A 19398-nucleotide genomic window follows, 5' to 3' on the forward strand; every position below is an offset into this window, starting at 1 on the left:
TAGGGATCGAGATGCGTCCCCGTTCGGGAGCACAGGAGCTCAGGAGGATACCGAAAGTGACGCTTACCCGCAGGACCGTACTCGCCGCCGGCGCGTTCGCCTTCGCCTTCGTGGCGCTGGGCGCCCCCGCCTTCGCCCAGGAAGCGGAACGGACCGTCGACGTCGACAAGCTGATGGCCAAGGGGCCGCTCGACGAGATGGCCCTGGGCTCCGAGGATGCGCCGGTCACGATCGTCGAATACGCCTCGATGACGTGTTCCCACTGCGCCGACTTCCACGAGAACACCTTCCCGGCGCTGAAGGAGAAATACATCGACACCGGCAAGGTCCGGTTCGTGCTCCGCGAGTTTCCGCTCGACCCGCTCGCCGCGGCCGGATTCATGCTCGCCCGCTGCCGCCCGAGCGACCAATATTTCACCATGGTCGACCTGTTGTTCGACAAGCAGCGTCAGTGGGCCTACGCGCAGGATCCGGTGACCGCGCTGCTGAACATCGCCAAACAGGCCGGATTCACACAGGAAAGCTTCGAGGAGTGCTTGACGAATCAGGAACTTCTCGACGCAGTGAACGAGGTGAAGGATCAGGGCGCCAAGAACTTCGGCGTGTCGTCGACCCCGACCTTCTTCATCAACGGCCGCATGTTGCGGGGAGCCCGCGGGATTGACGAGTTCTCGAAAGCCATCGATCCGGAACTCAACGGCTAGCACGCCCACGTCCAGGCGCGTCTCGACGCGCCTGACCAGCCGGACGCCGAGCGGGCGGCGGGGGACGCCATGAAGTTCTCCCGCCTCCGCCTCTCCGGCTTCAAGTCGTTCGTCGACCCGACCGATTTCCTGATCGAGCCGGGGCTGACCGGCGTCGTCGGGCCGAACGGCTGCGGCAAGTCGAACCTGGTCGAGGCGCTGCGCTGGGTGATGGGCGAAAGCTCGTACAAGTCCATGCGCGCCTCGGGCATGGACGACGTGATCTTCGCGGGGTCCGGCAAGCGGCCGGCCCGCAACGTCGCCGAAGTGGGCGTCGTCCTCGACAATTCCGACCGCTCCGCCCCGGTCGGCTTCAACACCGAAGACCACATCGAGATCACCCGCCGGATCGAGCGCGAGAGCGGCTCGGTCTACCGCGTCAACGGCCGCGAGGTGCGCGCCCGCGACGTGCAGCTGCTGTTCGCCGACGCCTCGACCGGCTCGCGCTCGCCGTCGATGGTGCGCCAGGGCCAGATCGGCGAGCTGATCAGCTCCAAGCCGACCGCCCGCCGCCAGATCCTGGAAGAGGCGGCCGGCATCTCCGGCCTGCACGCCCGCCGCCACGAGGCCGAACTGCGGCTGCGCGCCGCCGAGCAGAACCTCGACCGGGTCGAGGACGTGGTCGGCGAGATCGGCACCCAGCTGGAAAGCCTGAAGCGACAGGCGCGCCAGGCCAGCCGCTACCGCGCGCTGTCGTCGGAAATCCGCAAGATCGAGGCGCTCGTCCTGCATCTGCGCTGGCGCGACGCCCGCGCCGCCGCGAGCGCCGCCGCGACGACGCTCGCCGAAGCGAAGACCGCCGCCCAGGGCGCCGCCGAGGCCCAGTCGACCGCCGCCCGCGACCAGGCGGTGGCGGCGAGCGCCATGCCGCAGCTGCGCGACCGCGAGGCGGCCGCCGGCGCCACCCTGCAGCGGCTGCGCCACGCCGCGACGGCGCTGGAGGAGGACGAGCGCCGGATGCGCGAGCGGCTGGGCGAGCTGGACCGCCGCATCGGCCAGATCGCCGCCGACATCGACCGCGAGGCCGCCGTGCTGGGCGACGCCGAGGACGCCGTCGCGCGGCTGGAGGCCGAGGCCGCGACGCTCGACGCCGAGGAGGGCGGCGCGGCCGACCGCCGCGCCGCGGCCGAGGCGCGCCTTTCCCAGGAGCAGGAGGCGCTGACCGCGGCGGAGGCGCGACAGACCGAGGCGACGCGCGCCGAAGCCGGCGCCACCGCCGAGCGCCGCCGGCTGGAGCAGGACCGGGCCCGCACCGCCCAGGACCTCGCCCGTGCCACCGCCGAGCGCGACAAGGTGCGCGCCGATCTCGCCCGCATCCAGGCGGAGCTGGACCGCACCAGCGGGGTGGCCGCCGCGCGCGCCGCGCTGGAGGCCGCCGAGGCCGCCGAGCTCGCCGCCGTCGGCGCCGGCGAGGCGGCCGAGACCCGCTCCCGCGAGGCCCGCGACGCCGCCGACCAGGCGCGCGCGCCGGTGGGCGAGCGGGAGAAGGAGATCTCGGCGCTGGAGACCGAGCAGCGGACGCTGGAGAAGATCCTGGCGACCCAGGGCGACGGCCGCTTTCCGCCGGTGGTCGACCGGCTGAAGGTGGACCGGGGCTACGAGGTGGCGCTGGGGGCGGCGCTCGGCGACGACCTGGATGCGGCGCTGGATCCCGAGGCCGCCATCTTCTGGAGCGGCGGCGCCATCGCCGGCGACGACCCGCTCCTGCCGGAAGGCGCCGAATCACTCGGCGCCCACGTGCGCGGCCCGGCCGAGCTGGCCCGCCGGCTCGCCCAGATCGGCGTGGTCGACGCCGAGGCGGGCGCGGAGCTGCAGAAATCCCTGAAGCCCGGCCAGCGGCTGGTGTCGAAATCCGGCGACTTCTGGCGCTGGGACGGGCTCGTCGCCCGGGCCGACGCGCCGAGCGCCGCCGCCCAGCGGCTGGCCCAGCGCAACCGGCTGGAGGCGCTCGCCGGCGAGCTGGAGACCGCCAACGCCGCCCTTGCCGTCGACCGGAGGGCCCTCGACGCCGCCCGCGCCGCCTCCGCCGAGGCCGCCGCCGCCGAGAAGACCGCCCGGGAGACCGCCCGGGCCGCCAGCCAGGCGAGCCGGGACGCCCGCACCCGGCTGGCATCTGCCGAGAAGGAAGCCGCCCAGCTGGAGAACCGCCGCAGCGCGCTCTCCGAGGCGGCGAGCCGCAGCGACGCCACCGTCGGGGCGGCCGAGGCCGCCGCCGCCGAGGCGGCAGCCGCCTTCGCGGGCGCGCCGGACCTGACCGAACTCGCCCGCCAGCGCGAGGCGGCCGATGCCTCCGCCTCGGCGCTGCGCCGTTCGGCGGCGGAGGCGCGCGCCCGGCTCGACAGCGAGCGGCGCGAGAACGAGCTGCGCACCGGCCGCAAGGCGGCGATCGCCCAGGAGATCGACAGCTGGCGCACCCGCGTCGGCACCGCCGCCGCCCACCGCGAGGAGCTGGCCGGCCGGCGCAGCGAGGCCGAGGCGGAACGCGCCCGGCTGATGGAGATGCCGGAGGATCACGACCGCAAGCGCCGGGCGATCGCCGGCGACATCGCCACCGCGGAGACCGAGCTTGCCAAGGCCTCCGATGCCCGCACCGCCGCGGAGACCGCCGTCGCCGAGACCGACCGGGCCGCCAAGGCGGCGCTGGAGGCGCTGAGCACGGCGCGCGAGGGCCTCGCCCGGGCGGAGGAGCGGCTGACCGCCGCCCACGACCGGCAGGCGGCGATCGCGGCGGAGATCGAAGAGACGCTGGAGTGCGACCCGGAGGAGGCCGGCCGCATCGGCGGGGTGCAGGCCGATGCGCCGCTGCCCGACATGAGCGGCGCCGAATCCCGCCTCGACCGCCTGAAGGCCGAGCGCGAACGGCTCGGCGGCGTCAATCTCCGGGCCGAGGAGGAGGTGCGCGAGTTCGAGGAGCGACGCGACACACTGACGCGGGAGCGCGACGACATCATCAACGCCATCGCCCAGTTCCGGCAGGCGATCTCCAACCTGAACCGCGAGGCGCGCGCCCGCCTGACCGACGCCTTCGACACCGTCAACAACCACTTCAAGACGCTGTTCATCCACCTGTTCGGCGGCGGCGAGGCGGAGCTGACGCTGGTGGAGGCCGACGATCCGCTGGAGGCCGGGCTGGAGATCATCGCCCGCCCGCCCGGCAAGAAGCCGCAGGTGCTGAGCCTGTTGTCGGGCGGCGAGCAGGCGCTGACGGCGATGGCGCTGATCTTCGCGGTGTTCCTGACCAACCCGTCGCCGATCTGCGTGCTGGACGAGGTCGACGCGCCGCTGGACGACGCCAACGTGGAGCGCTTCTGCGACCTCGTCGAGGAGATGACCCGGCGCACCGAGACGCGCTTCATGATCATCACCCACAACCCGATCACCATGGCGCGGATGCACCGGCTGTTCGGCGTGACGATGGGCGAGCGCGGCGTCTCCCAGCTGGTCTCCGTCGACCTGGAGACGGCCGAGCGCTTCCTGGAGGCCGTGTAGGGCCCGCCGGCCCGGCCGCCGGGCGAGCGCACCGGGACGGCAGCCGGCCGGATGTCCACAAGAATCGGTCCGCCGGCCGCCGCTTTCGCACTGCGGCACGGCGCCCCTGCGGGCGCGGCCCCGGGCACGGCCGCCCGGTTTGCCCGCCGGGACGGCGCCAAACGCGGTTTCGCCCGGCCGGCCGGCCTTTCCCCCGCCTTCGCCGCCGCGAATGGCCGCTTGACTCCAGAAATTTGCACTGCATAACGTGCGCGCCATCCAGCAGGGGTGGTGGTGGCGTCAGCTCGTGCCGGTCCTTCGTATGGGCACGCGGATGGTCCGTCGTCCAATCGGACGCGGGCCCGGATAGCGGTCGAACGAAGATGGCGGGCGACGACGATCAGCACGGCAAGGCAGGCGGAACGGGCGACCTTTCCACACGGCTGAGCAAGCTCTCTGGCAAGATCGAGGCCCAGCGCGCGGCTCGTCGGAAGCGGGATGGGACCGATCGGTCCTCCTCCTCGACCTACTCCGGCATCGGCCAGGCGCTCAAGCTGAGTTCGGAGTTCGTGGGCGGCGTGGCCGTGGGTGCGGCCATCGGGTGGGGCATCGACACCTGGCTCGGCACCACGCCCTTCGGCCTCATTGTGTTTCTGATGCTCGGCTTTGCGGCGGGCGTTCTGAATTTGATGCGATCGGCGGGGTTGATCCAAACCCCGGAACCCGGCAAAAGGCGGGTCGACGAAGACGGGAGCGACGGTCGCTAGGCGACCGGCGCCCATAATCAGGAGCAGCGGAGCAGGTGGCGGAAGCAGGCGGACTTGATCCGATCCATCAGTTCGAAGTCCATCCGATCGTCGACATTCATGTCGGCGGCATGGATCTGTCTTTCACCAACGCATCGCTGTTCATGCTCGCCACCACCGCCGTGGTGGCGCTGTTCCTCATCCTGTCGACCGGCGGCCGCGGCCTGGTGCCCAGCCGATGGCAGTCGATGGCGGAAATGAGCTACGAGTTCTCCGCCTCCATGCTGAGAAGTTCGGCAGGCGCCGAGGGCATGCGGTTCTTCCCGCTGGTGTTCTCGCTGTTCATGTTCATCCTGGTGGCGAACCTGATCGGCATGTTCCCCTATTTCTACACCGTCACCAGCCAGCTGATCGTGACCTTCGCGTTCTCCATGCTGGTCATCCTGACGGTCGTCATCTCCGGCATCCGCCGCCACGGGCTGCGCTTCTTCAAGCTGTTCGTGCCGGACGGCGTGCCGATTGCGATCCTGCCGCTGGTCAGCGCGATCGAGGTGATCTCGTTCCTTTCCCGCCCGGTCAGCCTCGCGGTTCGTCTGTTCGCCAACATGCTCGCCGGCCACATCACGCTGAAGGTGTTCGCCGCCTTCGTCGCCGGCCTCAGCGCGCTGGGCTTCATCGGCATCATCGGCGCGATCCTGCCGCTGATCATGACGGTCGCGATCACCGCGCTGGAATTCCTGGTCGCCGGTCTGCAGGCCTACGTGTTCGCGGTCCTGACCTGCCTCTACCTCAACGACGCGCTGCATCCGTCGCACTGACGGTCCGCGCACTTCCTAACGTTCGCAACCAAAACACCCGTTCACGCTAAGGAGCACACCTCATGGAAGCGGAAGCTGCGAAGTTCATCGGCGCCGGTATTGCCTGCCTCGGTCTCGGCGGCGCCGGCATCGGCCTCGGCCACATCTTCGGCAACTACCTGGCCGGCGCCCTGCGCAACCCGTCTGCGGCCGATGGCCAGTTCGGCCGCCTGATCTTCGGCTTCGCCGTGACGGAAGCCCTGGGCATCTTCTCGCTGCTGATCGCCCTGCTGCTGCTGTTCGCCGTCTGATTTCGGACCCGGCCCGTCCGCAGCAGCGGACGGGCCGGCGTTGCTGGAGCCGTTTCCGACCGCGTGGCGACACCAGGTCGAACCGGGACGGCTGCAGATCGAAGACCTTGAGCAGTTCCTGTTCGTTCGGATCGCGTCGACCCGAACGGGAAATGCGCAAGTGCGGGATGCGGAAGAGCGGGACCGGTTATCCGCCCGCGCCCCGCTCTTGAGCCTTGGAATCGGTCGCGGTTCATGACTTCGGGTCGCATCGGCCCGGCGTGGCCGCGATCCAGGGAATGCCGGCGCGAGAGGACGTGAAGAGATGGCGAGCGAAGCCCTGGCCCAACAGGCCGCCAACGTAGGTCATGGAGCCGTCGACACCCCGATCGGGGTGGAGAGCGCATTTCCTGCGTTCGACGCGGCCTCGTTCCCGTCGCACCTGTTCTGGCTGACGGTCTCGTTCGGCCTCCTCTATTTCCTGATGATCCGGGTGATCGTGCCGCGGCTTGGCGGGATCATCGAGGATCGTCGCGACCGCATCGCGGGGGATCTCGGCGAGGCCGACCGGCTTCGCGAGGAAACCGACGCCGCGATCGAAGCCTACGAGACCGAACTGGCCGAGGCGCGCAAGAAGGCCCATGGGATCGCCGCCGAGCGGCGCGAGCATATCAAGGCCGACAACGACGCCAAGCGCCGGAAGGCCGAAGAAGGCCTGACCGAAAAGGTCCGCCAGGCGGAAACCCAGATCAACGAGATCAAGGCGCAGGCGCTCGGCGAAGTCGAGGGCATCGCCGCCGACGCCGCCGAAGCGGTGCTGGCGACGATCGCGTCGGTGACCGCCGACCGCGCCGAGATCACCGACGCCGTCAAGGCCGTGAAGGAGTAGCGCGATGGGTACCGCAGACGCATTCTGGGCACTCGTCAGCCTGATCATCTTCATCGGGATCATCATCTACTACGGCGTTCCGGGCATGGTCGTCCGCTCCCTCGACGGCCGCGCCGACCGCATCAGCAAGGAACTCGACGAGGCCCGCCAGCTTCGCGAGGAAGCCCAGGCGCTGCTGGCCGAATACCAGCGCAAGCGCCGCGAGGCCGAGGAAGAGGCGGAACAGATCGTCGCCGACGCCAAGGCCGAGGCCGAACGCATGACCGAGGAGGCGAACGCCAAGCTCGAGGACATGATCGAGCGGCGGACCAAGTCGGCCGAGGACAAGATCGCCCAGGCCGAGCACCAGGCCGTCGCCGAAGTGCGCGCCCGCGCCGCCGATCTGGCGATCGCCGCCTCCGAGCGGGTGCTGATGCAGAAGGTGAAGGGCCCCGTCGCCGACGAGATCCTCTCCCAGAGCATGAACGACCTGAAGGGCCGCCTGAACTAGACCAGGCCCAGCGATCCGGGCGCCCCGGAGCGTTTTTCGATCAGGCGGGACCACCTGATCGACAAGAAATGCTCTGGTTCACGCCCGACGACGAGACAACGCCGGCGCATCTGCGACCGGCGTTTTTCGTTTCTGGGGATTGCAGGCGGAGGGCGCCAGATCAGGCGCGTCGTGGGGAAGACCGGTCCTGCCCTTCTTCCCGTCCCGCATTTTTCGCGAAGCCATCTCCCGTCGACCGGACGGCCGATCCGCATGGACGGGGCTTCAGGTCGCTTCGTGGACCTTCGACAGTTCGGCCACCACCGGGCCGACGAGGTCGGGATCGAACAGCAGCCCCGCTCCCGCCCGCAGCGCCTTGCGGACGTCATCCATCGGCAGCGCCCGCTTGTAGGCGCGCCGCGACAGCATCGCATCACCGATGTCCGCCAGCATCACCAGCCGCGCTTCCTCGCAGATCTCTGCGCCGCGCAGGCCGGACGGATAGCCGCTGCCATCGAGCCGCTCGTGATGCTGCTGGACGATGCGCGCCACCAGCGGCGGGAAGCCGTTCTCGGTGACCAGGCGGGTGCCGTAGACCACGTGATCGCGCATGGCGACCTGCTCGCTCGCCGACAGCGGGCCCGGCTTGAGCATCACCTGCCGCGCCACGCCGAGCTTGCCGATGTCGTGGAGGAGCGCCCCGAAGGTCGTCCAGCGGACCCTGTCGGCGTCCCAGCCGAGGGCGGCCGACACCGCCTCGACGGTGGCGGCGGTGCGCCGCAGATGCCCGGCGGTTTCCTCGTCACTGGCGGCAAGCAGGTTGAGAAGCTGGCCGGCCCGGACCGACGCGGTGGCGGGATCGAGGTCGGCGCCGCCCGGCGATGCCATCGGCAGTGGTGGTCCGGGGAGCGGCGGCTGACGCGGGGACCGATCCGGGCCGGCGGCCCGCGACAGGCCCGAGCGCTCACCGGCAGGATCGATCGGTCTCTGCGCTCCGGAGTCGGGCCCGCGCGCCGCGATGTCGTCCGGAGGTACCGCCGGATCTTCCCGCGACCAGGTGGTTCGAGCATCGGCCCGACCGGGCACATGCGGTGGATGCGGCCGCTTCATATGCTGTTTTACCGAACCGCCGATCGTTTGATTGACCCCGCCGGGTCAATCCTCCCCGTCCGAAACGCTGTTTTTTCTTATTCTGGAATATATCTCGACTGGCGACCAGACCAGAATTTCACTGAAGTGTCACGAAAGCCGTTCCGAAACCACCCCCCAATCGCCGCGCTGAAATCGGCGCGTCCATGCGGTGGCGACGGTGGGCGGATGCCCGGGCAGGCTGCCGGCGGAGGGTCTTCGACCGGGCGCTCCGTCCGAACGCCCGACCGCGCGGGATCGTACAGGCGCGGCGGCAGGGCATCGGCCAGGGTCAGAGAGCCCGGCGGCGCTTCAGCGCGCGCACCCGCGAGGCAAGGCTCGGGCCGTCGCGATCCGGCGCGCCGATGGCGTCGCGGCTTTCGCCGGGAAGGGCCTCGCCCTCCTGCAGCAGGGCGTTGGAGCCGGACGCGCGCGCCGCGACGACGGCGATTTCGGCGGCGATGTCCTGAAGGCGTTCGCGCAGGACGGCGGTCTCCAGCCGGTCCATCTCGCCGTGGCCATCGGCCTGCCGGGCGAGCGCCGCGTTCTCGGCGCGCAGCCGCTCCAGCTCGTGGCGCAGTTCGTCGATCTCGTCCTGACCGTGGTCGGGCTCCGGGTATGCGCGCGCGGCGCTGGAGACGACCGACGCCGCCCGGGCGACCCGCTCCAGCTCGTGATCGCTGCCGTTCGCCGCCTGCCCGGCGGCAGCCTGCGTGCCGGGAAGCGCCGCTTCCACCGCCGCCGCGGCGGTGGCCTTCGCCTCCAGGCTCTCCTTCTGGAGCCGGACGACGTCGGATTCCAGGGCCATCCGCCGGCTCTTCTCCGCCGCAAGCGCGTTGTTCGCCTCGTTGAGGCTCAAACGGATGCGGGCGAGCTCGGCGGCAACCGCGTCGTCCGCCGGCGCAGGGGCCGCCGGAGCGGGCTCGGCGGGCGCCTTGGCCACGGGCCCGGCTGCGGCCTGAAGGCGCCGGACCGTGCCGTCCAGTTCCACCCGCCGGGCGCGCTCTTCGGCCAGGGCTGCATTCGCCTCGCCGAGCGTCCGGCGCAGCTCAGCGACTTCGTCGCCGCTGACCCGCGCCGCGCGCAGATCGGAAAGCTCCTGGGAGAGGAGATCGATGCGTGCCTTCGCCGACGCCGCAGAGGCGCGGTCGTAGTCGCCGTCGTTCATCATCGCCCGCAGCTGCCGCTCGGCGGTCTCGCGGGCCGCCTCCGCCTCGTGGAGGGCGGCGGTCTTGTCGGCCAGTGCCTTCTCGTGGCGCGTGACCTCCAGCCGCGCCGTCTCGGCGCGGTTTTCGGCGTCGCGGATCGCCGCGGAGTGGCCATCGAGGTCGCGCTCGCGCTCGTTGAAGCGCCGCTCGGCCTCGATCCGCTGGGCCTTTTCGGCGGCGTGCTCCTCGGTCGACCGGGACAGGCTGGCGCGCAGGGCCGCGACTTCCTCGTTGCTGACCTGGGCCGAGCGCATCTCGGCGATCTGCAGCGACAGGGCCTCGGCGCGGGTCGCCGCCTCGGTCTTCTCCCGGCGCAGCGTCTCCAGTGCGGCACGGGCGGCTTCCAGCTCGCCGCGCGCCGTCCGGGCCTCCTCGCGGGCGGTCTCCGCCTGCTGTTCGATCTCCGCCGCGCGCGTCGCCTGGGCGGCGAGGTCCTTCTCGCGCTCTTCCAGGCGATGCGTCAGCTCGCTGACGCGACCACGCTCGTCGGCTATCTCGCGTTCCAGCCGGTTCTGGGCGGTCTCCGACTTCACCGCCCGCTCCAGCGCCCGGGTGAGGTCGTACTGGAGCTTGTTGTCGCGGGCGGCGGCGAGCCTGGCGACGCCCAGCTGGGCCTTGGCGTCCTCGAGCTGCTGCTCCAGGCTGCGCATCTCGACGGCGTGCTCGGCACGGTGCACGTCGCGTTCGGCGCGCGCCTCGGCCAGCGCCATCGGCCGCGCCCGTTCGGCACGGCGCCGCGCCCGGCGCGCCGAGGCCCGCCAGTAGAGCGCCAGAAGGAAAGCGATGACGAAGCCCGCGATCGGGCCGTAGGTCACAAGCAGGGAGAGCCGGTCGTCCACATCATCCTCCGCGGTCCGCGGACCTCGGTAAGCCACCAGCGACCTACCGCGACCACGGACAGGTCAGCACGCCTGTCTTTAGCGCGAACGACGGTCCGGGGCCACTTCACGATTTCGCAGCCGGCCATCTGCGGCCGCTCCGGCCGATATGCCGCAAGCGCGCGCCGGCGGCTGAGCATTTTCTGCCGCGCACCGCCGATCCGTGCGGAGAGCAGCCCTGAAGCGGGTCTTCCGGACCGGCTTTCCCTCCGCACCCCGTTCTAGAGCATTTCCCGTTCAGATCGACGCGATCTGAACGAAAAGGAATTGCTCAAGGCATTGATTCTGGAGCCATTTCTCGTCGATCAGGTGATTCCACCTGATCGGAAAAGGCTCTAGAACGGATTCCAGGTCGGCTTCGGCGTGAACTTCAGGTAGCCGAGGTTGACGCCCAGGCGCGCGCCAAGGCCCGAGCGCACCGGGACCACGTAGGTGGTGTCGGCCGCCAGCAGCGTCATGCCGAAGCCGCCGACCAGATAGGCCGAGCCGTTGACGCCGACATAGCGCTGGAAGATCGCCTGCACCGTCGGCAGGTCGTAGACCAGCATCATCACCCGGGCGCCGTCGCCGCCGAAGTCCCAGCCGACCGACGGGCCCTGCCAGTAGACCTTGGTCTGGCCGAGGCGCGTGTAGAGCGTGCCCTCGCCGTAGCGCAGGCCGCCGATGATCGCGCCGGAGCCCTCCTGGCCGAGGACGTAGGCATTCGGTTCGCCGTATTTGGAGAAGGCGTTCTCGATGACGGAGGCCAGCCCGCCCGACACCTCGCCGAAGAACTTGTGCCCGGTGGCGGCGATCTCGTCGGGGCTGTAGGTCTCGCTGCCCGGAGGCGCGCCGGTCTGGGCGGGCGCCGCCCCGTAGGCGGTGCCGCCCGAGGGGGCGAGCGACTGCTGGGCGGCGGCAGCCGTCGGCATCGCGAGCATCATCAGCGCCACGGCGAGCATCGCCCAGAGGGGCCCGGCCACGCCGCGCCGGCTCGGCTTGTTTGCGGTCATCTCACTCTCCTCCTGGCGACGGGAAAGCCCGCGCCGGTTCGTCGGCCTCAGGGGCCAGATTCCGTCGGATGGAAACGCTCCGGACGGCGAGGGATTGCTCAAGCATCTGAAACCAGGGCCGTTTCCGATCGATCAGGCGGCGCGGGGCGGCCGGCAGGGGCGCCGCGGCGGCAGTTGGCACGCACGGCGGCGCCGTGTAACGCTCGCCCGGACGTCCGATTCGCGCCGCCGCGCGCGCCCCACCGCCATCCTGCAGGGATCATCGCTTCCGTGTCTTCCGAAGAGCTCCCCGGCCCCCTCGAGCTTGCCAGCCTGCTGTCCAGCCGGATCTGCCACGACGTGGTGGGCCCGGTCGGCGCGATCATCAACGGACTGGAGTTGCTGGAAAGCGACGATTCGCCGGAGACGCGCGAGCTCGCCATGCAGCTCGTCGAAAAGAGCGCGCGGCAGGCCTCGGCGTCGCTGCAGTTCATGCGGCTCGCCTTCGGCGCCGGCGGCTCCGCCGGATCGATGATCGACCTCGCCGATGCGGGCCGGATGATGGAGGCGCAGTTCGAGCACGAGCGCGCCGACCTGGCGCTGCAGCTGCCGGTGGCGATCGCCCCGCGCTCGGCGGTCAAGGTGCTGCTCAACCTCGCGATCTTCGCGGTGCGGGCGATCCCCCGCGGCGGCACGGTGGCGGTGACGGTGCAGATGGAGGGCGAGAAGGCGGCCTTCACGGTCGTCGCGCAAGGCGTCAAGGCGCGGGTGCCGGACACCACGCCCTTCGTGATCGGCGAGCCTTCGGATGTCCCGCTCGACCCGCATTCGATACAGCCCTACCTGACAGGTTTGCTGGCGCGCGACATCGGCATGACGGTGACCGCCAGCCTCGACGAGGATCGCTTCACCCTCGACGCGCGCTGAACTGGAGCGGGCCGCGGGCGCCCGGCAGGCGTCGTCCGCGGCGATCCGGCGTCGACCGGCCCGAAAGGGCTCAGGCCGATTCCTTCGCCGCTTCCTCTTCGAGTTCCCGAAGGACATACCCGCGACCCCATACGGTCTCGATGTAGTTCTTGCCCCCGGTCGCCGCCGACAGTTTCTTGCGCAGCTTGCAGATGAAGACGTCGATGATCTTCAGCTCGGGCTCGTCCATGCCGCCGTAGAGATGGTTGAGGAACATCTCCTTGGTCAGCGTGGTGCCCTTGCGCAGGGAAAGGAGCTCCAGCATCTGGTACTCCTTGCCGGTCAGGTGGACCCGCTGGCTGGCGACCTCGACGGTCTTGGTATCGAGGTTCACCGCGAGTTCGCCGGTCCGGATGATCGACTGGGCGTGGCCCTTCGATCGCCGGACGATGGCATTGATGCGGGCGACCAGCTCGTCCTTGTGGAACGGCTTGGTCATGTAGTCGTCGGCGCCGAAGCCGAGACCACGCACCTTGTCCTCGATGTTGCCGAGCCCCGACAGGATCAGGATCGGCGTCGCCACCTTCGACACACGCAACGTCCGCAGGACCTCGTAGCCGGACACGTCCGGAAGATTGAGGTCGAGAAGGATGATGTCGTAGTCGTAGAGCTTGCCGAGATCGATGCCCTCTTCACCGAGATCGGTGATGTAGACATTGAACTTCTCGGAATTGAGCATCAGCTCGATGCTCTGCGCCATCGCGCGGTCGTCTTCGATCAGCAGTACGCGCATGCCAATCCCCTCGTGCCACCCGCCCTCGGGTTCGTCATGTCCGCCAGGTCCGAAAGCGACGGCGTCGACGTGGTCTGTTTCCCGATTCGAGAGACTGACCCATAATGGTTAACAAATGCCGAAACGGACCCCAAGGGCCTTAAATACGCAGATTGACGGTTCACTATAAGCCGTTGCGAAAAAGGCATTCTTTCATCCACAGCTGGATAGGGTCGCGGTCGGAACGAACCGGTTTCCGCCACCCCTCTCGAGGTCGCGGCCTCCGACCGGCGCATCAGACGCCAGGCGGGTGCGAGGCTCATGGTGAACAAGAGCCGTAAACGATCTGTTACCAAGCGGGCCGAAAACACTCCCGCCGCCGACCGCGTCGCGAAAAGGTAACCGCGCGACGGCGAATTTCGCCGATCATGCGAACGCTTTGGCAAGGACTCGCCACTACGGTCCGCTACCGGCATCGGGGGAGTGAGTACGTCATGAAGCCGCGAGAGAGTTCAGTTCGCAACAAGGAATTCGAGGTCAGGGAGCTGGAGCGCCAGCTTGCCCAGTCCGACATGATGATCGCCGACTTCCGGCGCATCGCGGACGATCTCGACCGACAGATCGAGGCGGAGGAGCGACGCACCGGCGTGCAGGACCCCTCCCATTTCGCCTATTCGACCGCCGCCCGGGCGGCGCGGCAGCGCCGCGACAAGCTGGAATCGTCGATCGCCGGGCTGGAGGAACGCCGCGCCACCACCGCCGCCGACCTGGCCGCCGTCACCGACGTCTACCAGTCGATGGTGAGCGCGATCGACGCGGCCTGACCGCCCGCGCCCGACCGGCCCCCGACCGGACCCGAGCTGCAACCGCCCCGGCGTAACCCGCCGGGGCGTTTTCGCGTCGCCGGGCCGCCGCCGCACCCTTCCGGCGGCCCGCAAACGAAGATCCGGCGGCCCCCCCCCAAGGTCGATTGCGTTCACCGTACGGACTGGTATGGTTGCGACCCAAACGAACTCGCATTCGTTCAAGCGACGGGATTTGACGTCCTTCGGTCGACATCCGCGACCTTCGACCGGCCCACAGAGGCCGCCTGCGGATCCGTCGACCCTGGCCCGAAAACCCGTTGGGACTGTCGCAAACCAGGGAGGATAGCGACCGATGAAGGGTACTTGGCTCGCCGCAGCTGCCGCCGCCGGCATGGTCTTCGCCACGCAGGCGCACGCACAGACGGAATACTCGTTCTCGACCTGGGTTCCGGCCCAGCACCCGCTGCAGCCGACCGGCCTCGAGCCCTGGGCCGAAGCGATCTCCGAAGCCTCCGACGGCCGGATCAAGATCACCATCTATCCGGCCCAGCAGCTCGGCGCCGCACCGGACCACTACGACATGGTCCGCGACGGCATCGCCGACTTCGGCTACATCAATCCGGGCTACCAGGCTGGCCGCTTTCCGGTGATCGCCCTTGGCGAAGTGCCGTTCCAGATCGACAACGCCACGCGCGGCAGCAAGGCGTTCGACGAATGGTACCGGCAGTACGCCGACAAGGAGATGGCCGATGTCCATTTCTGCATGGCCTACCTGCATTCGCCCGGCACCTTCCATTCCAAGGAAAAGCTGACCTCGCCGGCCGACGTGAAGGGCAAGAACATCCGCCCGGCCCACGCCACCATGGGCCGGTTCGTCACCATGCTGGGCGGCTCCAACGTGCAGGTGTCGGCACCGGAATCCCGCGATGCGCTCGCCAAGGGCGCGGCCGACGCGATCACCTTCCCGTGGAACTCGATCTGGCTGTTCGGCATCGACAACGTGACCAAGCACCACCTCGACATGCCGATGTACGTGACGACGTTCGTGACCGTCATGAACAAGGCGCGCTACGAGGCGATGTCGCCTGAGGACAAGAAGGTCATCGACGACCATTGCACGCCCGACTGGGCCGAGAAGGTCGCCTCCGGCTGGGCCAACTGGGAAGACGAGGGCCGCGAGAAGGCGCTCGCCTCCTCCGACCACTTCGTCGACGAGCCGACCCCGGAAGAGATCCAGGCCTGGAAGGACGCCGCCGCGCCGCTTCTCGACCAGTGGAAGACCGACGTGAACGGCCGCGGCTACGACGCCGACGCCATTTACAAGAGCTTCAACGAGACGCTCGAGAAGAACGACTCTCGGTACTGATCCGGACGCCGCCGCGCATCGGGCGCGGCGGCACCGATTCTCCATCGACGGGCGGGGTCCGGCCGCATCCTGCCGGACCTCGCGCCACCCGCCGCCATCGGAATGCCGCCCCGCGCGCACCGATCGACGGCCCATCCCTCCCGAGCCCGAGCCGCACCCATGCGATCGATCTTCCGTAACCTCGAACGCTTTTCGAAAGGCGTCGACGTGATCGCCGGAATCTGCCTCGGCGTCGTCACGCTGCTGGTCTTCGTCTCGGCGATCGGCCGCTACCTCTTCAGCTTTCCGATCCCGGATTCGTTCGATCTGTCGCGGCTGCTGCTCGGCGTCGCGGTGATGTGGGGCCTCGCCTCGATCGGCTTCCGGGGCGGGCACATCGCCGTCGACATCCTCGCCCAGGTCGTGCCCGCGCGGGTGGGGCGGATGATGGAGGCGTTCGGCTGGGCCGTGCTGCTCGTGTTCACAATCGCGCTCGCCTACAAGCTCTTCGAGCGGGTCGACAGCGCCTACAATTCCTACGAATCCACCTTCGACCTGCGCTGGCCGGTGTGGCCGTGGCTGGCGCTCGCCTGGGCCGGCGTGGTGGTGTCGATCTTCACCGTCGCGGCAAGGCTCCTCTATCTGCTGACCGGGGCCGACAGTCCCCCCGCCGATCCGGACATCCACCAGCCGGCGGAGTCCGGATATGAGTGAGCGCGATCTCGTCGCCGTTCTCGGCTTCATCTCCCTGTTCGGCATGATGGTGGTGCGCGTGCCGGTCGGCATCGCCATGGGCGTCGTCGGCGTCTGCGGCTTCGCGGCGATCGTCGGCTGGGGTCCGGCGCTCAACCTGCTCGCCACCTCTCCCATCCGCACCGTCACCGACACCAATCTCAGCCTCGTGCCGATGTTCGTGCTGATGGGCGTGCTCGCCACCAATTCCGGCCTGTCGCGCGAGCTGTTCCGCGCCGGCAACGCCTGGCTCGGCCAGTTGCGCGGCGGCCTGGCGCTGGCGACGATCGGCGCCTGCGCCGGCTTCGCGGCGATCTGCGGATCGTCGGTCGCCACCGCCGCCACGATGACCAACATCGCGCTGCCGGAAATGAAGCGCTTCGGCTATCCGGACGACGTCTCGACCGGGGTGATCGCCGCCGGCGGCACCCTGGGCATCCTGATCCCGCCGTCGGTGGTGCTTGCCGTCTACGCCTTCATCACCAACCAGGACGTCGGCAAGCTGTTCGTCGCCGGCATCATCCCCGGCATCCTGGCGATCCTGTTCTACATGCTGACGGTGCAGATCGTGCACGGCCGCCGGCTGCCGGCCGGCGAGCGCCAGAGCCTGCGCGAGCGGCTGGTCTCGCTGCGCGGCGTGTGGGCCGTCGGGCTGCTGTTCATCGCCATCATCGGCGGCATCTACGCGGGCGTCGTGACGCCGACGGAGGCTGCCGCCGCCGGCGCGGCGCTGACCGCCATCATCGGCATCGCCCGCCGCCGGCTCGGCGTGAAGGCGCTGCTGGCGAGCCTCGCGGAGGCGCTCAGGACCTCCGTGTCGATCTACACGATCCTGATCGGCGCCCTGCTGTTCGGCTATTTCCTGACGATCACCCAGACCCCCCAGAAGATCACCTCGTTCCTGGTCTCGCTGGATCTCGGCGCCTACCCGACGCTGGCGCTGATCCTGGTCTTCTTCCTGCTGCTCGGCTGCATCCTCGATGCCATGGCGATGATCATCCTGCTGGTGCCCATCGTCTTCCCGGTGGTGCAGGCGCTCGGCTTCGATCCGATCTGGTTCGGCATCATCGTGGTGATGACCGTCGAGCTCGGGCTGATCACCCCGCCGGTCGGCATGAACGTCTTCGTCATCAACTCGATCACGCCGACGGTCAGCCTCACCCAGATCTACAAGGGCGTGATGCCGTTCGTGCTGGTCGACATTCTCCGCCTGATCCTGCTGGTCGCCTTCCCGGCGATCGTGATGTTCCTGCCGCGGACCATGCAATGAGCGACGCCGACACGGCTTTCCCGACGCTGCCGGCGCCCGAGCTCGGCCACCTGTGCGATCTCCGGATCGAGCTGTCGCCGCCCCACGAGATGGGCGACGGCGCCAAGGGCAAGCATCGGATCATCCCGATCGTCGGCGGCACGGTGCGCGGCGCCCGCCTCAACGGCCGGATCCTGCCGATCGGCGCCGACTGGCAGCTGGTGCGCACCGACGGCATCGCCGAGCTCGATGCGCGCTATGCCTTCGAAACCGACGACGGCGCAGTGGTCGAGATCCAGAATTTCGGGCTGCGCCACGGGCCGACCGAGGTGCTGGCCGCGGTCGCGCGCGGCGAGCCCGTCGACCCGGCGCTCTATTACATGCGCACCAAGGCGCGCTTCATCTCCGCCGACCCGCGCTATGACTGGCTTGCCGGGATGATCCTCGTGGGCACCGGCGCGCGCCTGGCGAGCGCCGTGGTGCTGTCCGTCTACGAAGTGCGCTGACCACCATCCACGGCGGCATTTCCTCGGACACGGCGGCGCGCTACTGTTTCCATTCGGGGCAGCCAACGGGGGCATTGGCGGCGGCGGCATGCCGGCGGGATCGAGCGATCCGGCCGGCGGGTGCCGACGCCGGGACATCGGCCCGATGGCGACACGGCGAACCCTGCTGAATGGATGAGATCCAGGACACCGCGAGCGGCATGGTTCACGCGTTCGAGCGTCCGCTGGAGCAACTGCTCGCGCGCTCGACCGAACCGGAGGCGATCCTCCAGCTCGTCCTGCTGGCCGTCGCCGTCCCGCTGGCCCTGCTGCTCGGCCGGCTGATCGAGCCGCTGCTCGAGGCCCGGCTGAGGCGGGTGCGCGACCGGCCCCGGCTGCTGCGCTTCCTCGCCGTCGTGCTGCGCCGGACGAAGTTCATCCTGCTGGCGGTGTTGCTGTGGATCGCCTACGCCGCCGCCCTGCGGATCGGCGGCAGCGAGGCGGTGCTGCTGCTGCGGCTCGCCGCGACGCTGGTCTCCGCCTGGGTGGTCATCTCCATCGCCTCGCGGGTGGTGCGCAACCGCACCGCCGCCCGCACCGTCGCGCTGATCGGCTGGACGCTGCTCGCCCTGGAGCTCCTCGGCGTGCTCGATCCGCTGTCGATGATCCTCGATGCCCGCGCCGTATCGCTGGGATCGACGCGGATCTCGCTGCTGTCGCTGGCCAAGGGCGTGATCATCCTGGTGGTGATGCTGTGGCTGTCGAAGCTGCTGGCCGAAGGCATCCAGCGCCGGGTCGATCGCACCACCGACCTGACGCCGTCGGTGCAGGTGCTGGTCGGCAAGCTCGTGCGCATCGCCTTCGTGGCGATGGCGATCTTCGCCTCGCTCGCCGCCGTCGGCATCGACGTGACCGCGCTCACCGTGTTTTCCGGTGCGCTCGGCCTCGGCATCGGCATCGGCCTGCAGACGATCGTGTCGAACTTCATCAGCGGCCTGATCATCCTCGTCGACAAGTCGATCAAGCCGGGCGACGTCATCGAGATGGGCGACATGGTGGGCTGGGTGCGCTCGCTCCGGGCGCGCTTCGTCTCGATCGTGGCGCGCGACGGCCGCGAGATCCTGGTGCCCAACGATCACTTCGTGAAGGAGCGGGTGGTCAACTGGTACTACACCGACACCCGCGCCCGCCTCGATGTGACGTTCGGGGTGAGCTACACGAGCGATCCGCATCTGGTGCGCGTCATCGCCCGCGAGGCCGCGGCCAAGGTCGAGCGGGTGATGCAGGACCCCGCGCCGGTGTGCCACATCACCGGCTTCGGCGAATCGTCGATCGACTTCGTCCTGCGCTTCTGGATCCCCGACGCGCAGAACGGCCTGACCAACGTGCGCGGCGACGTGTTCCTGGCGCTCTGGGACGCGCTGAAGGAGAACGGGATCGAGATCCCGTTCCCGCACCGCCAGCTCGTCGTGCCGGCCGGCGCGCGCATCGTCGGCGTCGAGCCCGGCTAGACCGG

Annotated in this window: 18 protein-coding genes; 14 read left to right on the forward strand and 4 right to left on the reverse strand. The window is 69.5% G+C overall.

Annotation, left to right across the window (positions count from 1 at the left end):
* The first annotated feature begins 56 nt into the window (after positions 1 to 56).
* The 7 genes from ACSSVZ_RS05270 (at position 57) to ACSSVZ_RS05300 (ending at position 7423) form a co-directional block, all read left to right on the forward strand.
* A complete protein-coding gene (locus ACSSVZ_RS05270) occupies positions 57 to 704 on the forward strand; it encodes a DsbA family protein (protein WP_453968742.1) in 648 nt (215 codons plus the stop codon).
* A 69-nt stretch (positions 705 to 773) separates the two neighbouring features.
* On the forward strand, positions 774 to 4232 hold the full coding sequence (locus ACSSVZ_RS05275) for a chromosome segregation SMC family protein (RefSeq protein WP_453968743.1): 3459 nt from the start codon (positions 774 to 776) through the stop codon (positions 4230 to 4232).
* A gap of 362 nt (positions 4233 to 4594) precedes the next feature.
* Entirely contained in the window at positions 4595 to 4978 is a 384-nt protein-coding gene (locus tag ACSSVZ_RS05280) for an AtpZ/AtpI family protein (protein WP_453968744.1), read from the forward strand.
* Positions 4979 to 5013: 35 nt separating this feature from the next.
* The gene (locus tag ACSSVZ_RS05285) at positions 5014 to 5775 is read left to right on the forward strand and encodes a F0F1 ATP synthase subunit A (RefSeq protein ID WP_453968745.1); all 762 of its coding nucleotides are present in this window, start codon (positions 5014 to 5016) and stop codon (positions 5773 to 5775) included.
* 62 nt (positions 5776 to 5837) lie between these two features.
* Entirely contained in the window at positions 5838 to 6065 is a 228-nt protein-coding gene (locus tag ACSSVZ_RS05290) for a F0F1 ATP synthase subunit C (protein ID WP_018700796.1), read from the forward strand.
* A 304-nt stretch (positions 6066 to 6369) separates the two neighbouring features.
* Positions 6370 to 6933: a F0F1 ATP synthase subunit B gene (locus tag ACSSVZ_RS05295; RefSeq protein ID WP_453968746.1), complete on the forward strand. Its 564-nt coding sequence runs from the start codon at positions 6370 to 6372 to the stop codon at positions 6931 to 6933.
* Positions 6934 to 6937: 4 nt separating this feature from the next.
* Positions 6938 to 7423, forward strand: coding sequence for a F0F1 ATP synthase subunit B (locus ACSSVZ_RS05300; RefSeq protein ID WP_453968747.1), 486 nt, complete (start codon positions 6938 to 6940; stop codon positions 7421 to 7423).
* 264 nt (positions 7424 to 7687) lie between these two features.
* Here the strand turns inward: ACSSVZ_RS05300 and ACSSVZ_RS05305 are convergent, their stop codons facing one another.
* The 3 genes from ACSSVZ_RS05305 to ACSSVZ_RS05315 all read right to left on the reverse strand — a co-directional run bounded on the left by ACSSVZ_RS05305 (position 7688) and on the right by ACSSVZ_RS05315 (position 11608).
* Complete coding sequence (locus tag ACSSVZ_RS05305) at positions 7688 to 8290, reverse strand: HD-GYP domain-containing protein (protein ID WP_453968748.1); 603 nt, start codon at positions 8288 to 8290, stop codon at positions 7688 to 7690.
* Positions 8291 to 8822: 532 nt separating this feature from the next.
* Positions 8823 to 10577 (reverse strand): hypothetical protein, encoded by a 1755-nt coding sequence (locus tag ACSSVZ_RS05310; RefSeq protein ID WP_453968749.1) that lies wholly within the window; start codon positions 10575 to 10577, stop codon positions 8823 to 8825.
* Positions 10578 to 10951: 374 nt separating this feature from the next.
* Entirely contained in the window at positions 10952 to 11608 is a 657-nt protein-coding gene (locus ACSSVZ_RS05315; protein ID WP_453968750.1) for a DUF1134 domain-containing protein, read from the reverse strand.
* A 270-nt stretch (positions 11609 to 11878) separates the two neighbouring features.
* Here ACSSVZ_RS05315 and ACSSVZ_RS05320 point away from each other — a divergent pair, with 270 nt between their 5' ends.
* Positions 11879 to 12514, forward strand: coding sequence for a histidine phosphotransferase family protein (locus ACSSVZ_RS05320; protein WP_453968751.1), 636 nt, complete (start codon positions 11879 to 11881; stop codon positions 12512 to 12514).
* 70 nt (positions 12515 to 12584) lie between these two features.
* Here ACSSVZ_RS05320 and ctrA read toward each other — a convergent pair whose 3' ends face one another.
* On the reverse strand, positions 12585 to 13286 hold the full coding sequence (gene ctrA / locus ACSSVZ_RS05325; RefSeq protein WP_453968752.1) for a response regulator transcription factor CtrA: 702 nt from the start codon (positions 13284 to 13286) through the stop codon (positions 12585 to 12587).
* A gap of 473 nt (positions 13287 to 13759) precedes the next feature.
* On the opposite strand from ctrA, the gene ACSSVZ_RS05330 reads away from it, so the two are divergent.
* The 6 genes from ACSSVZ_RS05330 to ACSSVZ_RS05355 all read left to right on the forward strand — a co-directional run bounded on the left by ACSSVZ_RS05330 (position 13760) and on the right by ACSSVZ_RS05355 (position 19393).
* On the forward strand, positions 13760 to 14089 hold the full coding sequence (locus tag ACSSVZ_RS05330) for a hypothetical protein (RefSeq protein WP_453968753.1): 330 nt from the start codon (positions 13760 to 13762) through the stop codon (positions 14087 to 14089).
* A 334-nt stretch (positions 14090 to 14423) separates the two neighbouring features.
* Positions 14424 to 15437, forward strand: a complete 1014-nt coding sequence (locus ACSSVZ_RS05335) for a TRAP transporter substrate-binding protein (protein ID WP_453968754.1) — start codon at positions 14424 to 14426, stop codon at positions 15435 to 15437.
* 159 nt (positions 15438 to 15596) lie between these two features.
* Positions 15597 to 16130, forward strand: coding sequence for a TRAP transporter small permease (locus ACSSVZ_RS05340; RefSeq protein ID WP_453968755.1), 534 nt, complete (start codon positions 15597 to 15599; stop codon positions 16128 to 16130).
* Entirely contained in the window at positions 16123 to 17418 is a 1296-nt protein-coding gene (locus ACSSVZ_RS05345) for a TRAP transporter large permease (RefSeq protein ID WP_453968756.1), read from the forward strand. The genes ACSSVZ_RS05340 and ACSSVZ_RS05345 overlap by 8 nt, the downstream gene beginning before the upstream one ends.
* A complete protein-coding gene (locus ACSSVZ_RS05350; RefSeq protein WP_453968757.1) occupies positions 17415 to 17903 on the forward strand; it encodes a DUF3237 domain-containing protein in 489 nt (162 codons plus the stop codon). Before ACSSVZ_RS05345 ends, ACSSVZ_RS05350 begins: the two co-directional genes overlap by 4 nt.
* A 170-nt stretch (positions 17904 to 18073) precedes the next feature.
* Positions 18074 to 19393 carry a mechanosensitive ion channel family protein gene (locus ACSSVZ_RS05355; protein ID WP_453968758.1) on the forward strand — a complete coding sequence of 440 codons (1320 nt, stop codon included), beginning with the start codon at positions 18074 to 18076 and terminating at the stop codon, positions 19391 to 19393.
* Positions 19394 to 19398: the final 5 nt, after the last annotated feature.

It is taken from the genome of Amorphus sp. MBR-141, from assembly GCF_053628695.1.

Excerpts from the sequence above, each read along its gene's own strand:
- ACSSVZ_RS05300 (WP_453968747.1), top strand. The coding sequence starts at position 6,938 with ATGGGTACCGCAGACGCATTCTGGGCACTCGTCAGCCTGATCATCTTC.
- ctrA (WP_453968752.1), bottom strand. The coding sequence starts at position 13,286 with ATGCGCGTACTGCTGATCGAAGACGACCGCGCGATGGCGCAGAGCATC.
- ACSSVZ_RS05340 (WP_453968755.1), top strand. The coding sequence starts at position 15,597 with ATGCGATCGATCTTCCGTAACCTCGAACGCTTTTCGAAAGGCGTCGAC.
- ACSSVZ_RS05295 (WP_453968746.1), top strand. The coding sequence starts at position 6,370 with ATGGCGAGCGAAGCCCTGGCCCAACAGGCCGCCAACGTAGGTCATGGA.
- ACSSVZ_RS05305 (WP_453968748.1), bottom strand. The coding sequence starts at position 8,290 with ATGGCATCGCCGGGCGGCGCCGACCTCGATCCCGCCACCGCGTCGGTC.
- ACSSVZ_RS05290 (WP_018700796.1), top strand. The coding sequence starts at position 5,838 with ATGGAAGCGGAAGCTGCGAAGTTCATCGGCGCCGGTATTGCCTGCCTC.
- ACSSVZ_RS05275 (WP_453968743.1), top strand. The coding sequence starts at position 774 with ATGAAGTTCTCCCGCCTCCGCCTCTCCGGCTTCAAGTCGTTCGTCGAC.
- ACSSVZ_RS05355 (WP_453968758.1), top strand. The coding sequence starts at position 18,074 with ATGGATGAGATCCAGGACACCGCGAGCGGCATGGTTCACGCGTTCGAG.
- ACSSVZ_RS05330 (WP_453968753.1), top strand. The coding sequence starts at position 13,760 with ATGAAGCCGCGAGAGAGTTCAGTTCGCAACAAGGAATTCGAGGTCAGG.
- ACSSVZ_RS05350 (WP_453968757.1), top strand. The coding sequence starts at position 17,415 with ATGAGCGACGCCGACACGGCTTTCCCGACGCTGCCGGCGCCCGAGCTC.
- ACSSVZ_RS05335 (WP_453968754.1), top strand. The coding sequence starts at position 14,424 with ATGAAGGGTACTTGGCTCGCCGCAGCTGCCGCCGCCGGCATGGTCTTC.
- ACSSVZ_RS05345 (WP_453968756.1), top strand. The coding sequence starts at position 16,123 with ATGAGTGAGCGCGATCTCGTCGCCGTTCTCGGCTTCATCTCCCTGTTC.
- ACSSVZ_RS05315 (WP_453968750.1), bottom strand. The coding sequence starts at position 11,608 with ATGACCGCAAACAAGCCGAGCCGGCGCGGCGTGGCCGGGCCCCTCTGG.
- ACSSVZ_RS05280 (WP_453968744.1), top strand. The coding sequence starts at position 4,595 with ATGGCGGGCGACGACGATCAGCACGGCAAGGCAGGCGGAACGGGCGAC.